General features: G+C 56.4%; 12 protein-coding genes. All 12 read left to right on the top strand.

All coding sequences use genetic code 11. The features are described 5' to 3' along the window. Positions 1–38 precede the first annotated feature (38 nt). The 12 genes from pbpC (at position 39) to AC6I8B_RS14370 (ending at position 15,206) form a co-directional block, all read left to right on the top strand. Entirely contained in the window at positions 39–2,312 is a 2,274-nt protein-coding gene (gene pbpC, locus AC6I8B_RS14425; protein WP_232526452.1) for a peptidoglycan glycosyltransferase PbpC, read from the top strand. A 175-nt stretch (positions 2,313–2,487) separates the two neighbouring features. After that, entirely contained in the window at positions 2,488–2,919 is a 432-nt protein-coding gene (gene ndk, locus AC6I8B_RS14420; protein ID WP_003848684.1) for a nucleoside-diphosphate kinase, read from the top strand. Positions 2,920–3,106: 187 nt separating this feature from the next. Further along, positions 3,107–4,282: a dual-specificity RNA methyltransferase RlmN gene (gene rlmN / locus AC6I8B_RS14415; RefSeq protein WP_157352758.1), complete on the top strand. Its 1,176-nt coding sequence runs from the start codon at positions 3,107–3,109 to the stop codon at positions 4,280–4,282. 80 nt (positions 4,283–4,362) lie between these two features. Continuing rightward, positions 4,363–5,097, top strand: a complete 735-nt coding sequence (gene pilW, locus AC6I8B_RS14410) for a type IV pilus biogenesis/stability protein PilW (RefSeq protein WP_029519436.1) — start codon at positions 4,363–4,365, stop codon at positions 5,095–5,097. Further along, entirely contained in the window at positions 5,087–6,106 is a 1,020-nt protein-coding gene (gene rodZ / locus AC6I8B_RS14405; protein ID WP_033758630.1) for a cytoskeleton protein RodZ, read from the top strand. Before pilW ends, rodZ begins: the two co-directional genes overlap by 11 nt. A gap of 37 nt (positions 6,107–6,143) precedes the next feature. After that, positions 6,144–7,265 carry a flavodoxin-dependent (E)-4-hydroxy-3-methylbut-2-enyl-diphosphate synthase gene (ispG, locus tag AC6I8B_RS14400; protein WP_003848692.1) on the top strand — a complete coding sequence of 374 codons (1,122 nt, stop codon included), beginning with the start codon at positions 6,144–6,146 and terminating at the stop codon, positions 7,263–7,265. Between the two features lie 105 nt (positions 7,266–7,370). Next, on the top strand, positions 7,371–8,645 hold the full coding sequence (hisS, locus tag AC6I8B_RS14395; protein ID WP_010257545.1) for a histidine--tRNA ligase: 1,275 nt from the start codon (positions 7,371–7,373) through the stop codon (positions 8,643–8,645). Positions 8,646–8,684: 39 nt separating this feature from the next. Beyond that, positions 8,685–9,302, top strand: coding sequence for a YfgM family protein (locus tag AC6I8B_RS14390; RefSeq protein ID WP_332837856.1), 618 nt, complete (start codon positions 8,685–8,687; stop codon positions 9,300–9,302). Positions 9,303–9,321: 19 nt separating this feature from the next. Next, a complete protein-coding gene (gene bamB / locus AC6I8B_RS14385; RefSeq protein ID WP_010257539.1) occupies positions 9,322–10,503 on the top strand; it encodes an outer membrane protein assembly factor BamB in 1,182 nt (393 codons plus the stop codon). Between the two features lie 174 nt (positions 10,504–10,677). Then, on the top strand, positions 10,678–12,168 hold the full coding sequence (gene der, locus AC6I8B_RS14380) for a ribosome biogenesis GTPase Der (protein WP_010257536.1): 1,491 nt from the start codon (positions 10,678–10,680) through the stop codon (positions 12,166–12,168). Positions 12,169–12,230: 62 nt separating this feature from the next. Continuing rightward, complete coding sequence (locus tag AC6I8B_RS14375; RefSeq protein ID WP_416046258.1) at positions 12,231–12,452, top strand: zinc ribbon domain-containing protein; 222 nt, start codon at positions 12,231–12,233, stop codon at positions 12,450–12,452. Between the two features lie 312 nt (positions 12,453–12,764). Beyond that, complete coding sequence (locus AC6I8B_RS14370) at positions 12,765–15,206, top strand: glucose/quinate/shikimate family membrane-bound PQQ-dependent dehydrogenase (protein ID WP_157352757.1); 2,442 nt, start codon at positions 12,765–12,767, stop codon at positions 15,204–15,206. Positions 15,207–15,241 lie beyond the last annotated feature (35 nt).

Below are 15,241 nucleotides of genomic sequence, written 5' to 3'. Positions count from 1 at the left end.
GCATCAAAAAGTGGTGGCTCGCGCTGCCGCTTTTTTTTATGGCGCTGTGGCTGGCTATATGGGGGCTGGATCGGCTTTTCCCGTTGCCGCTTAAACAGGTGCAGCCTGCGCGGGTGGTTGTTGCCAGCGACGGTACACCATTGTGGCGCTTTGCTGACAGCAAGGGGATCTGGCGCTATCCGGTCACGCCAGAGGAGGTGGCTCCGGCCTATCTGCAGGCGCTGCTGACCTACGAAGATCGCTGGTTCTGGTATCACCCCGGCATCAATCCCCTGGCTCTGCTGCGCGCCGCCTGGCAGGATCTGCGCCATCAGAGCGTGATTTCCGGAGGCAGCACGCTGACCATGCAGGTGGCACGCCTTATCGACCCGCAACCCCGGACGCTGCGCGGCAAGCTGATTCAGGCGTGGCGGGCGCTGCAGCTGGAGTGGCATCTTTCCAAACGTGACATCCTGACGCTCTATCTTAACCGTGCGCCCTTTGGCGGCACGCTGGAAGGAGTGGGCGCGGCAAGCTGGAGCTGGCTGGGAAAAGCCCCGTCACAGCTGACGCCGGGCGAGGCGGCGCTGCTGGCCGTTTTGCCGCAGGCACCGAGCCGTCTGCGACCCGATCGCTGGCCGGAGCGGGCAGAAGCCGCACGCAACAAAGTGCTGGATCGGCTGGCGGAATACCGCATCTGGTCCGCTGAACAGGTGGCGGAAATCCGTCAGGAGCCGGTGTGGCTGCCGCCGCGCCAGATGCCACAGATGGCGCCGCTGCTGGCCCGGCGGCTGCTGTCGATCAGCCACAGCGATAAGATTGTCTCTACGCTTGACCCCTCACTGCAGCGCGAACTGGAAAGCCTGGCGCTGAATGTTAAAAATCAGCTTCCACCACGCACCTCGCTAGCGATGCTGGTGGTGGATCACACCACCATGGCGGTTCGCGGCTACGTCGGCTCGGCTGACTTTACCGATGACAGCCGTTTTGGCCATGTGGATATGATCGCCAGCGTGCGTTCGCCAGGCTCGGTGTTAAAACCCTTTATTTACGGCATGGCGCTAGATGAGGGGCTGATTCATGCTGAATCACTGCTGCAGGATGTGCCGCGTCGCTTTGGTGATTACCGGCCAGGCAACTTCGATACCGGATTTCACGGGCCGGTCAGCGCCAGTGACGCACTGGTGCGGTCGCTGAATCTGCCTGCGGTGCAGCTTCTGGAGGCGCTGGGACCGAAAAACGTTGCAGCGCGCCTGCGCAATGTCGGTCTGAACTTACGTTTTCCCCCCGGCGCTGAACCTAATCTTTCCCTGATTCTCGGCGGCACCGGAGCGCGCATGGATGAGATCGTGGCAGCCTACAGCGCCTTTGCCCGCCACGGCAACGCCGGCCAGCTGCGCTGGATGCCCGATCAACCCTTACAGCAGCGGCCGCTGCTTTCGCCTGAGTCGGCGTGGATCATCCGGCGTATCCTAGCCGGGGAAGCGCAGCCCGCGGGCAATGGCAGCGTACCCGATGTGGTGCCACTGGCCTGGAAAACCGGCACCAGTTATGGCTACCGCGACGCCTGGTCGGTGGGGATCAATCCCCGTTATCTGATTGGCGTCTGGGTCGGAAGACCGGATGCGACGCCGGTTGCCGGGCAGTTTGGTTTTGCCTCTGCCGTGCCCGTCATGAATCAGATCAACAGCCTGCTGATGAGTCGCCTTGGCAGACGTGACGTTCCGGGCGATCCGCGCCCGGCCTCGGTGACGGTGGCGACCATTTGCTGGCCTGGCGGTCAGCCGTTGCCCGCCGGAGACGAAAACTGTCGCCAGCGGCGGCAAAGCTGGGTTGCCGCCGACACGCTGCCGCCTACATTGCTGGCTCCCGGTCAGGAGAGCCTCAGCGGATTACGCCTGGGCTACTGGCAGAATGCGCAGGGACTGCGCGTCGCAGCAGACTGCCCCGGCGCCACCCGCCATGAACGGCTGGTCTGGCCGCTGCCGCTGGAGGCCTGGCTGCCGCCTCAGGAGCGGCGGGCGCAACGTCTGCCCCCTGTCGATGCCCGGTGTCCGCCGTTACAGCAGGGCAGCAGCGCACCGCTGATCGTTACCGGCGTGATTGAGGGGCAAATTGTCAGACCGCTGCCGGGCAGGAGCGCGCTGACAATGCCGGTCGCGGTGCAGGGAGGGCAGGGCGCGCAGCGCTGGTGGTTCCTGAATGGTGAGCCTCTGATGACGCAGAACGCCGCGGACAGCCTGTCGCTGCAGCTCGATCATCCGGGCGAGTATCAGCTGGTGGTGATGGATGAAGAGGGGCAACTTGTCTCGGTCACCTTCAGCCGGGGCTGACGATTTTTTGCGCTAAATCATAACTATGGCGCGTCTGCTTCGACTCAGATCAAGATTTTTCATCAAATTAGGGATCTCTGATAGGCAATGCCGGACTCAGCCCCTATAATCGGCGCCGTTTCTTAACCGGGGCGGACGCCACCGGTTTCTTCAGAACGTCAAGACAGAGGTCATCATGGCAATCGAACGTACTTTTTCTATCATCAAGCCAAACGCCGTCGCTAAAAATGTGATTGGTGCTATCTACAACCGTTTTGAAAGCGCTGGCTTCAAAATCGTTGGCGCAAAAATGCTGCAGCTGAGCAAAGAGCAGGCTGAAGGTTTTTACGCTGAGCACCAGGGCAAGCCATTCTTCGATGGTCTGGTTGAATTCATGACCTCTGGCCCGGTTGTTGTTTCCGTGCTGGAAGGTGAAAATGCCGTTCAGCGTCACCGTGACCTGATGGGTGCCACTAACCCGGCAAACGCACTGGCTGGCACACTGCGTGCTGACTACGCTGACAGCTTCACCGAAAACGCCACGCACGGTTCAGATTCTGCTGAATCCGCTGCCCGCGAAATCGCTTATTTCTTTGGCGAAAACGAGATCTGCCCACGTACCCGTTAATCGCCTGGCGATAAACGTTACGTCGGCTTTACAAAAATCTGCGTAGGGGAGGTCACTCCCGCCTGTTATCAGGCTGCAGATGTTGTACAATATTGCGCCTTCATTTACTTAGCTTAATGAAGGCGCAATTTTTTTCACCTATCCCTGAACAGCGCCATAACGTGTAACAACGAGGCCAGAGAATATTATGTCCGAACAGATTGTGACGTCCGCGTCCGCGTCCGCATCCCCTATTGTCGTCTCCCCCAAAAGCCAGAAAATAAACCTGCTGGATCTCAACCGTCAGCAGATGCGCGAATTCTTCCTGTCGCTGGGCGAAAAGCCTTTCCGCGCCGATCAGGTCATGAAGTGGATTTATCACTACTGCTGCGATGACTTCGAGCAGATGACCGACATCAACAAAAAGCTGCGTAACCGGCTGATGGAGCTGACGGAGATCCGTGCGCCAGAAGTGGCAGAAGAGATGCGCTCTACCGACGGCACCATCAAATGGGCCATTCGCGTGGGCGACCAGCTGGTGGAAACGGTCTATATCCCGGAAGGGGACCGCGCCACGCTCTGTGTCTCTTCACAGGTGGGTTGTGCGCTGGAGTGTAAATTCTGTTCGACCGCACAGCAGGGCTTTAACCGTAACCTGCGGGTGTCAGAAATTATTGGTCAGGTGTGGCGCGCGGCAAAAATTGTCGGCGCAGCGAAAATCACCGGCCAGCGTCCTATCACCAACGTGGTGATGATGGGCATGGGCGAGCCGCTGCTCAACCTCAATAACGTGGTCCCGGCGATGGAGATCATGCTGGATGACTTCGGTTTTGGTCTGTCGAAGCGTCGCGTGACCCTCTCCACTTCGGGTGTTGTGCCCGCGCTGGATAAACTGGGCGATATGATCGACGTCGCGCTGGCGATTTCCCTGCACGCGCCTAACGATAAGTTGCGTGATGATATTGTCCCGATCAACAAAAAGTACAATATCGAAACCTTCCTGGCGGCGGTGAAACGCTACATTGGCAAATCCAACGCCAATCAGGGACGCGTGACCATTGAGTATGTGTTGCTGGATCACGTCAATGACAGCACAGATGATGCGCATGAACTCGCCGCATTACTGAAAGAAACACCGTGTAAAATCAACCTGATCCCCTGGAACCCCTTCCCGGGCGCGCCTTATGGCCGTAGCTCCAATAGCCGCATCGATCGTTTCTCCAAAGTCCTGATGGACTATGGTTTTACGACCATCGTGCGTAAAACCCGTGGCGACGATATCGATGCCGCCTGTGGTCAGTTAGCCGGTGAGGTGATCGACCGTACCAAGCGTACGATGCGTAAAAAAATGGCGGGTGAAGCCATCTCTGTGAAGGCTCTCTAAAAGAGTGACTCAGAGCGTTTCCTGAAGTGATGACGCGTGGCAGGCTGCAGCCTGTCAACGTCAACCGGATGGAAACGATTATGCGTAACGGATTACCTGCAGTTTTACTGGCGCTGTTTGTTGTAAGCGGGTGTGTCAGCCAGCATCACGAACCCGGAGCAGAAGAGGTGCGTTTGCAGTTAGGGATGCACTATCTGGCGGGTGGCGACTATGCCGCAGCTGAGCGAAACTTTCTGCGGGCACAGGCCGCCGCGCCAGAGGATTACCGGGTCTCGCTTGCGCTGGCTCGACTGGCGCAGAAGCAGGGTAATCAGACAGCGGCGCAGGCACGGTTTATACTGGCACAGCAGCAGGCCCCGGATAATGGTTTTGTTGCTAACAATTACGGTGCGTTTCTCTGCGCTTTAAGGCAGTATGGCGAAGCGCATCAACAGTTTAGTCGGGCAAGCGCAGCACCGCAGTTTGATGCACGCAATGACGCGCTTGAACTGGCAGGGTTTTGTTATCTGCAGGCTGGCGATATTGCCGCTGCCCGCAGGACACTACGCCAGGCCATTGAGGCTGACAGACGCAAAGCTGATTCGCTGCTGTCGGAAGCTGAAAAGCAGATGGCAGATAACCATCTGGCGAAGGTGCAGGTTTTGCTTGATGTTTACCAGCAACAGCTGCCCGCAACGGCACGAAGTCTGGCGTTACACTTACGTTTCGCCGCGCTACAGGGAGATGCCGCTGACGTTTCACGTTATGGCGACCAGTTAGCGCGACGTTTTCCGCAATCGATACAGTACCAGCGTTATTTAGCTAATGAATACTGAAGCCACTCAAGAAAACTCTGCATTACATTCAACAGGTGAACGCCTGCGTCTGGCCCGTGAGCAGATGGGGCTGACGCAGCAGAACGTCGCTGAACGCCTGTGCCTGAAACTTTCTACCGTGCGTGATATCGAGGAAGACAAATCGCCTGCCGATCTGGCCTCCACGTTCCTGCGCGGATACATTCGCTCCTACGCGCGTCTGGTGCACATTCCTGAAGAGGAACTGCTGCCGATGATGGCGAAACAGACACCGATTCGGGCTTCAAAGATCGAGCCGATGCAAAGTTTCTCGCTGGGCAAACGCCGCAAGAAACGCGACGGCTGGTTGATGATTTTCACCTGGCTGGTGGTGTTTGTGGTGGTGGGTCTGACCGGTGCCTGGTGGTGGCAGAATCATAAAGAGTCGCAGGATGATCTGGTGCCGATGACCGATCAGAACAGCAGCAGCGGTGATAGCGGTCAGTCGATTCCGCTGGGTGAATCCAGCGGTGACAGCGCGGCACCTGCCGCGCCTGACGAAAGCAATACCACCAGTGACAACAGCGCAGCCAGTGCGCCAGCGAGTGCGGCTCCGGCCGCCACTGGCAGCAATAGCGCGACCACCGCACAGCCGGATACCACCAGCAATGCCGTGGTTTCACCGAGCCAGGCGCCCGTGGACAACTCAGCGGCTGCACCTGCGGCCGCGAACACGAATACCAATAACAGCACGGCACCTCAGATGCCAGTAGGTGCAGCGGCGGTCAGTGAACCGGCTGCTGACCCTAATGCGGTGGTGATGACCTTTAACGCCGACTGCTGGCTGGAAGTGAGCGATGCCACCGGCAAAAAACTGTTCAGCGGCATTCAGCGCAGTGGTGGTAAACTCAGCCTCGCAGGAACGCCTCCGTATCGTCTGAAAATTGGCGCGCCTTCCGCTGTTCAGGTGCAATATCAGAATCAGCCCGTTGATTTAAGTCGTTTTATCCGTAATAACCAGGTTGCTCGCCTGACGTTGGGTGCGCAATAACAGCGTATCGCGTACCGGGCAATTGTGGAGAAGAAATATGCATAACGAAGCACCCATTATCCGTCGTAAATCCAAACGCATTTACGTCGGCAAGGTGCCGGTCGGTGACGGCGCACCCATCGCTGTCCAGTCGATGACCAACACCCGCACCACTGACGTGGAGGCGACGGTAAATCAGATCAAAGCCCTTGAGCGAGTCGGTGTCGACATCGTTCGTATCTCGGTGCCTACCATGGATGCCGCAGAAGCATTCAGGCTGATCAAACAGCAGGTAAACGTCCCGCTGGTTGCAGATATTCATTTTGACTACCGCATCGCCCTGAAAGTCGCCGAGTATGGCGTCGACTGCCTGCGCATCAATCCCGGTAATATCGGGAACAATGAGCGCATCCGTATGGTGGTCGACTGCGCGCGCGACAACAATATTCCGATTCGAATCGGCGTGAACGCCGGTTCGCTGGAGAAAGATCTGCAGGAAAAGTATGGCGAGCCGACGCCGCAGGCGTTGCTGGAATCTGCCATGCGCCATGTCGATCATCTCGACCGTCTTAACTTCGATCAATTTAAAGTCAGCGTTAAAGCCTCTGACGTTTTCCTCGCGGTTGAATCTTATCGTCTGCTGGCGAAACAGATTGAACAGCCACTGCATCTCGGTATCACCGAAGCGGGCGGCGCGCGGGCTGGCGCAGTGAAATCGGCGATTGGACTGGGTCTGCTGCTGTCAGAAGGGATCGGCGATACGCTGCGTATCTCGCTGGCCGCCGATCCGGTAGAAGAAGTCAAAGTCGGTTTCGATATCCTCAAGTCACTGCGTATCCGTTCTCGTGGCATCAACTTCATCGCTTGTCCGACCTGCTCACGTCAGGAGTTCGATGTTATCGGCACGGTCAACGCGCTGGAGCAGCGTCTGGAAGACCTCATCACCCCGATGGATGTCTCCATTATCGGCTGCGTGGTCAACGGACCTGGCGAGGCGACCCTCTCTACGCTGGGCGTGACCGGCGGCAGCAAGAAGAGTGGTTTCTACGAGGATGGTGTGCGTCAGCGCGATCGTCTCGACAACAATGACATGATCGATCAGCTGGAAGCGCGCATTCGTGCTAAAGCGTCGATGCTGGATGCCAGTCGCCGTATTGATGTGCAGCATCTGGAAAAATAATGGCGTACGCGGTTTGCGTGCGTGACTTTTTTGACTGAACCTGTGCGGTTTCATCCTCATAAGGTATGATGCCGGACAGGTTTTTTTGCATTAAGAGATTCTAACGTGGCGAAGAATATTCAGGCGATTCGCGGGATGAACGACTACCTGCCTGCGGATACCGCCCTCTGGCAACGGATTGAAGGCGTTCTCAAGCAGACGCTGGCGAGCTACGGTTACAGCGAAATTCGCTTACCGCTGGTGGAACAAACCCCACTGTTTAAACGCGCCATCGGTGAAGTCACCGACGTGGTTGAAAAAGAGATGTATACCTTCGAAGACCGCAACGGTGAAAGCCTGACGCTGCGTCCGGAAGGCACTGCAGGTTGCGTGCGAGCCGGTATCGAACACGGTTTACTCTACAACCAGGAGCAGCGCCTGTGGTATATGGGCCCGATGTTCCGCTATGAGCGTCCGCAGAAAGGCCGCTATCGTCAGTTCTACCAGATTGGCGTGGAAGTGTTTGGTCTGCAGGGACCGGACATCGATGCTGAACTGATCATGCTGAACGCCCGCTGGTGGAAAGCCCTGGGTATCTCTGAGCACGTTCGTCTGGAACTCAACTCTATCGGTTCGCTGGAAGCACGCGCGCATTACCGCGACGCGCTGGTCGCCTTCCTTGAACAGCACAAAGAGGTGCTGGATGAGGATTGTAAACGCCGCATGTACACCAATCCGATGCGCGTTCTCGACACTAAAAATCCTGATATCCAGCAGTTACTGAATGATGCGCCACAGCTTGGCGACTATCTTGATGACGAATCACGCGAACATTTCAGCGGCCTGTGTGCCCTGCTGGATGACGCCGGGATTAGCTACACCGTCAATCAGCGTCTGGTACGCGGTCTTGATTATTACAATCGCACCGTGATTGAGTGGGTCACCGATAGCCTGGGTTCACAGGGCACGGTATGTGGTGGCGGTCGCTATGATGGCCTGGTTGAGCAGCTCGGTGGGCGCGCAACACCTGCCGTTGGCTTTGCCATGGGCATGGAGCGTCTGGTGCTGCTGGTTCAGGCGGTTAATCCTGAATTTGAACCGACGAGCAATGTGGATGTCTATGTTATCGCTTCAGGTCAGGGCGTGCAGTCTGCAGCAATGCAGCTGGCTGAGAAATTGCGTGATGAAGCGCCAGAACTGAGGCTGATGACCAACTTTGGCGGCGGCAACTTCAAGAAACAGTTTGCCCGTGCTGACAAGTGGGGCGCTCGCGTCGCACTGGTGTTAGGCGAGGACGAGGTCAAAGCCGGTCAGGTCGTGATTAAAGATCTGCGCCGTGGCGAGCAGCAAACGCTGGATCAGGCAGAGGCTGCTGCTGTCTTGCGCTCGCTGTTACAGTAAGCGTGACACAGCACCAACCATAGAAAGGAGAGGGATTGCGTGGAAGTGTATAGCAATGAGAACGAGCAGACCGACGCGCTGCGCAACTTTTTTGCCAACAATGGCAAAGCGTTAGCTATTGGCGTGGTGATCGGCATTGCTGCGCTGGGCGGCTGGCGTTACTGGAGCAGTCATCAGGACGATACGGCGAAGACAGTATCAGCGCAGTATCAGCAGCTCACCAGCGCCATGCAGGCGGGCAAACCGGAGACGCTGGAAGCGGTAAACCGTTTTGCCAGTGAAAACAGCAACACCTACGGTGCGCTGGCTGCGATGGATCTGGCGAAGCAGTATGTTGACGCCGGTCAGCTTGATAAAGCCGCGACGCTGCTGCAAAACGGACTGAAAGATACCAAAGATGCCAATCTGCAGGCGGTGATTAACCTGCGCCTGGCACGCATTCAACTGCAACAGAATCAAGCGGATGCGGCGCTTAAAACCCTTGACGGTGTGAAGGGTGATGGCTGGACAGCCATTGTGGCCGATATTCGCGGCGAAGCGCTGCTGACCAAAGGCGACAAGCAGGGCGCGCGCGATGCCTGGGGTAAAGGGGTTGAATCTGACGCCTCTCCGGCATTGAAGCAAATGATGCAGATGAAGATGAATAACTTAAGCTAAGCCAGTCAAGAGAGAGCGCATGGAATTACGTAAATACCTGCTGCCGGGACTGATTTCAGTCACTTTGCTCAGCGGTTGTTCGCTGTTTAGCGGCGAAGAAGATGTAGTAAAAATGGCCCCGTTGCCGAAGGTGGAAAATCAGTTCACGCCACAGAAAGTGTGGAGCACCTCGGTAGGCGATGGTGTCGGTGATTTCTACTCAAATCTGCATCCTGCATGGCAGGATAATACGGTTTATGCTGCCGACCGCTTTGGTATCGTCAAAGCGCTCGATGCCGCAGACGGTAAAGAAAAATGGAAAGTCGATCTCTCTGAGAAAACCGGCTTCTTCTCTAAAAATCGCTCAGCCATGTTATCAGGTGGCCTGACGGCTGATGGCGATCGGGTCTATGTGGGCAGCGAACGCGGCCAGGTTTATGCCCTCAACAGCAGTGATGGTAGCCTGGCGTGGCAGACGAAAGTCGCCGGTGAAGCACTGTCACGTCCGGTAGTCAGCGATGGTCTGGTGCTGGTTCATACCAGCAACGGCATGTTGCAGGGCCTGGATCAGAGCAGCGGTGCCGTGAAGTGGAGCGTTAACCTGGATATGCCAGCGTTGTCTCTGCGCGGTGAATCTGCTCCGGCTGTCGCTTTTGGTGGCGCGATTGTCGGTGGCGACAATGGTCGTGTCAGTGCCGTGGTGCTGAACCAGGGACAACTGGTCTGGCAGCAGCGTATTTCCCAGGTCAGCGGTGCCACTGAGATCGATCGTCTGAACGATGTCGATACCACTCCGGTTATCGTCAATGGCGTGGTTTACGCGCTGGCGTATAACGGCAATCTGACAGCACTGGATCTGCGTTCCGGCCAGATTTTGTGGAAACGCGAAATTGGCGGTGTGAAAGATCTGATTGTGGATGCCGGCCGCATCTATCTGGTCGATCAGGACGATCGTGTGATTGCGCTTAACGCTGACGGCGGTGTCGCCATCTGGCGTCAAAGCGATCTGCTGCATCGCAACCTGACTTCGCCGGTGCTCTACAACGGCTATCTGGTTGTCGGCGACAGCGAAGGTTATCTGCACTGGCTGAACACCACGGATGGTCGTTTTGTTGCGCAGCAGGAACTGGATAGCTCAGGCTTCCAGACCGAGCCGGTGGTCGCCAGCGATAAGCTGCTGATCCAGTCGAAAGATGGTGAGGTTTATGCGATTACCCGTTAACGGGTACACGTCTGGCAGGTGAAATCCTCCGTTCCGACGGCTCCTGATTTAATCAGGGGCCGTTTCGTTTTTAGTCAGGCATGGTATTCTTTGCGCCTTAAGCCTGAACTTGACGGCCAGAGCCGTTATAATCACGCCATTCGGGCGATTAATTATTTATTGAGGCATTTTGTTATGGTACCTGTGGTCGCGCTGGTTGGGCGTCCCAATGTGGGAAAATCTACGCTATTTAACCGCTTAACCCGCACACGTGATGCGCTGGTAGCGGATTTTCCTGGACTGACTCGCGATCGCAAATATGGTCGCGCCGAAGTGGAAGGGCGCGAATTTATTGTTATTGATACCGGTGGTATCGACGGCACCGAAGAGGGTGTTGAAACGCGGATGGCCGAGCAGTCACTGCTGGCGATTGAAGAAGCGGATGTCGTGCTGTTTATGGTCGATGCGCGTGCGGGCATGATGGCCGCCGATCAGCAAATCGCTAAGCATCTCCGTTCCCGCCAGAAAGCGACTTTCCTGGTGGCCAACAAAACTGACGGGATGGATCCTGATCAGGCGGTTGTGGACTTCTATTCACTGGGCCTGGGCGAGATCCACGCCATTGCGGCATCGCATGGTCGTGGTGTGAGCAGCCTGATAGAAGAGGCACTGCTGCCATGGATGGACAAAGTTGAGACGGTCGAGCTCACGGAAGAAGAAGAGAACCAGGCATACTGGGCTGCGCTTGAAGCTGACGAGATTGCTGAGCAGGAAGCCGCCGAGGAAGAAGAAAACTTCGACCCGACGGGCCTGCCGATCAAACTGGCGATTGTTGGCCGTCCTAACGTAGGTAAGTCAACGCTTACCAACCGTATTCTCGGTGAAGACCGCGTGGTGGTCTACGATATGCCGGGCACCACCCGCGACAGCATCTATATTCCGATGGAGCGTGATGGACGTGAATACGTTCTGATCGACACGGCGGGCGTGCGTAAGCGTGCCAAAATCTCTGACACTGTAGAGAAATTCTCGGTGATCAAGACGCTGCAGGCGATTGAAGATGCCAACGTGGTGATGCTGGTGATTGATGCCCATGCCGGTATTTCCGATCAGGATCTGTCGCTGCTTGGCTTCATTCTCAACAGTGGTCGTTCGCTGGTGATTGTGGTCAACAAATGGGATGGCCTGTCGCAGGAAGTGCGTGATGAAGTGAAAGAGACACTGGACTACCGTCTGGGCTTTATCGACTTCGCCCGCATCCACTTTATCTCTGCGCTGCACGGCAGCGGCGTCGGCAATCTGTTTGAGTCGATCACTGAAGCCTATGACTGTTCGACGAAGCGTGTAAACACCTCGCTGCTGACCCGTATCATGAACATGGCGGCAGACGATCACCAGCCACCGCTGGTACGCAGTCGTCGCGTTAAGCTCAAATACGCGCACGCGGGGGGCTATAACCCGCCTATCGTGGTAATCCACGGTAATCAGGTTAAGGATCTGCCCGATTCTTACAAACGCTACCTGATGAACTATTTCCGTAAATCACTCAACGTGATGGGAACGCCAATTCGTATTCAGTTCAAAGAGGGTGATAACCCTTATGAAGGCAAACGTAACCTGCTGACACCAACGCAGCAGCGTAAACGTAAGCGTCTGCTGGCGCATATGAAAAAGAACAAGCGTTAAGAATAGAGGGCCATCTGGCCCTCTTTTTTTTGCTCTGAATAAACCGGAGCAGGGAGAAAATAGTGACTGTTATTTGCGAAAAATGTCAGCAACCGCTGTCGCTCAGTGACGGTGAATTTATCTGTATTACCTGCGGTACGCATTACCCCGCAAAACCCTGCTGTCCGGAGTGTCATCAGCCGCTTGAGGTGCTCAAAGCCTGCGGCGCGGTGGACTATTTTTGCCGGAACGGACATGGCCTTATCTCCCGCAAGCGCGTCCTTTTCCAGCCGCCAGGTCACTGACGCCGCTTTCAGCTACGCTTAAAACGTCTGAGAATTCAGAGTGACGACTGGCTCATTTTGTAGCAAAAATGCTATTGCGCCGTAACAAATGAGTTGTAGATGTTCACTCTGTAATGTACCAGGTGGTACAATCCTGCCGCGTCGAGGGAGGGGCCAGCCACATCCGTGTTCTTCCGGCCCATCGATCTCACGGACGCGGGTCTGTTTATATTCGATTTGAAACCGAGCGGTGCCTGGCGCGGACTGACTTAACGCGCCGGCGTCCGGATGGCATCTGTCCGGGCGCTCTGTTTATTCAGGAGAGTAAGTATTATGGCTGAAACATCCTCCCGCTCCGGAAAGGGGCTGGGAATAGCATCCGTGCTGCTCGGACTGGTGCTGCTTGCCACCGGTCTGTTTTTTGCAATTGGCGGCGGCAAACTGGTTGCACTTGGTGGCAGCGGGTACTTTTTAATTGCGGGTATCGTCACTGTACTCTCCGCAATTCAGTTCTTCCGTCGCAAATCCTCGGCAGTGGTTCTGTTCCTGCTGGTCTTTGTCGGCACCCTGATCTGGTCGCTGTTCGACGCGGGCCTGGAGTTCTGGCCGCTGGTATCACGCCTGATGGTGCCTGCCGGACTGATGCTGCTTGCCTTCCTGATCTGGCCTTCACTGCGTAAGCATGAAGGTAAGCACTCACTGGCAAAACCCTCTTATGTGTTCTCTGCGCTGCTGGCGGCAGGTATGGTTGTTACGCTGGTGCAGATGTTCCAGCCACATCCTACCGTTGCAGGCACGGGCGAAGAGCTGCCGCTGATCCCGGTAGATAAAGCGAAACAGCAGAAAGACTGGGATAACTACGGTAATACCCCGCAGGGCAGCCGCTTTGTGGCGCTGGATCAAATCACCCGCGACAACGTGAAAGATCTGCAGGTGGCCTGGACCTTCCGCACCGGCGATACCCCTGTCAGCCCGACCGGCAACGGCGCAGAAGATCAGCAGACACCGTTGCAGATTGGCAATACCCTTTATCTCTGCACACCGCACAACAACGTCATCGCCGTTGAAGCCAACAGCGGTAAGCAGATCTGGAAACGTGAAATCAATGCCAAAGCGGAAGTCTGGCCGCGCTGTCGTGGTCTGGCTTACTTTGACGCCACAAAACCGCTGCAGCAGCCAGATAAGCCGGGGTCTTCACCTGTGACTGCCGCAGTGTTGCCAGCCGGTGACAGCTGTCAGCGTCGTATTCTGATGAACACCATCGACGCGCGTCTGATTGCGATCAATGCTGACAACGGTGAGTTCTGTGAAAACTTTGGCGATCACGGCATCGTTGATCTCAAAGCGGGCATGGGCAAGGCACCGGATCCTCAATATCAGCTGACCTCAGCGCCAACCCTGGCTGGCACCACTGTGGTGGTCGGCGGTCGCGTAGCGGATAACGTGCAGACGGATATGCCGGGTGGCGTATTGCGTGGCTTTGACGTTATCACCGGCCAGATGCGCTGGGCGTTTGACCCAGGCAATGTTGACCCGAATGCGATATTGATGCCGGGTAAAGATTATACCCGCAGTACGCCGAACTCATGGGCGCCAATGTCTTACGACCCGGCAATGAACACCGTGTTCATTCCAATGGGCAGTTCGTCGGTTGACCTCTGGGGTGCGAACCGTACTGAACTGGATCACAAATATGGCGCATCGGTTCTGGCGCTGGATGCCACGACCGGTAAAGAGAAGTGGGTTTATCAGACCGTGCATAACGATCTGTGGGACTTTGACCTGCCGATGCAGCCAAGCCTGATCGACTTCCCGCAAAAAGATGGCACAACCACACCTGCGGTAGTGATTGGCGGCAAAACCGGCATGATCTTCGTACTTGACCGTATGACCGGCAAGCCGCTGACCAAAGTCGAAGAACTGCCGATGCCGCAGGGTCATATCCCGAACGAGCAGTACACCAAAACGCAGCCACACTCGACCGGGATGCCGCAGATTGGCAACCAGACGCTGAAAGAGTCTGACATGTGGGGTGCCACGCCGTTTGATCAGCTGGCCTGCCGCATTGGCTTCAAATCCATGCGCTATGATGGCCTGTTCACCGTGCCGGACACCGACAAGTCTCTGAGCTTCCCGGGTTCGCTGGGCGGTATGAACTGGGGCAGCATGTCGGTCGATCCGAACAACCACCTGTTATTCGTCAATGATATGCGTCTGGGTCTGTGGGTCCAGATGATCCCGGCTGATACCAGCAATATTGCGCGCGGCAGCAACGGCGGCGAAGCGATCAACACCGGTATGGGTGCCGTTCCGCTGAAAGGTACGCCATATGCTGTGAATAAAAATCGCTTTATGTCACCGCTGGGTATCCCATGTCAGAAACCGCCATTTGGTACGCTGTCGGCGATTGACATGAAAACGCAGAAAATCGTCTGGCAGGTGCCGGTCGGCACGGTGCAGGATACCGGACCATTCGGTATCAAGATGCGCGTGAAAATGCCGGTTGGCATGCCAACGCTGGGCGGTACGCTGGCCACGCAGGGCGGCCTGGTGTTCATCGCGGGTACGCAGGATTACTATCTGCGCGCCTTTGATTCTTCAACCGGTAAAGAGGTGTGGAAAGCACGTCTGCCGGTAGGCAGTCAGGGTGGCCCGATGAGCTACGTCTCACCGAAAGATGGTAAGCAGTACATCCTGATCTCGGCAGGTGGCGCACGTCAGTCACCGGACCGTGGTGATTATGTAATTGCTTACGCGCTGCCAGACAGCAAGTAACAACACTTAAGGAAAAGGGCCGACATAGTCGGCCC

The sequence above is a fragment of the Pantoea sp. X-Soil-ISGK-285 genome, assembly GCF_059730815.1.
Note: the sequence above shows the minus strand (reverse complement) of the source record. Positions and strands in the feature narration are given on the sequence as shown.

Coding starts and splice junctions, on each gene's coding strand:
- bamB (WP_010257539.1), top strand. CDS start 9,322: ATGGAATTACGTAAATACCTGCTGCCGGGACTGATTTCAGTCACTTTG.
- pilW (WP_029519436.1), top strand. CDS start 4,363: ATGCGTAACGGATTACCTGCAGTTTTACTGGCGCTGTTTGTTGTAAGC.
- AC6I8B_RS14370 (WP_157352757.1), top strand. CDS start 12,765: ATGGCTGAAACATCCTCCCGCTCCGGAAAGGGGCTGGGAATAGCATCC.
- rlmN (WP_157352758.1), top strand. CDS start 3,107: ATGTCCGAACAGATTGTGACGTCCGCGTCCGCGTCCGCATCCCCTATT.
- ndk (WP_003848684.1), top strand. CDS start 2,488: ATGGCAATCGAACGTACTTTTTCTATCATCAAGCCAAACGCCGTCGCT.
- der (WP_010257536.1), top strand. CDS start 10,678: ATGGTACCTGTGGTCGCGCTGGTTGGGCGTCCCAATGTGGGAAAATCT.
- ispG (WP_003848692.1), top strand. CDS start 6,144: ATGCATAACGAAGCACCCATTATCCGTCGTAAATCCAAACGCATTTAC.
- rodZ (WP_033758630.1), top strand. CDS start 5,087: ATGAATACTGAAGCCACTCAAGAAAACTCTGCATTACATTCAACAGGT.
- pbpC (WP_232526452.1), top strand. CDS start 39: ATGGCGCTGTGGCTGGCTATATGGGGGCTGGATCGGCTTTTCCCGTTG.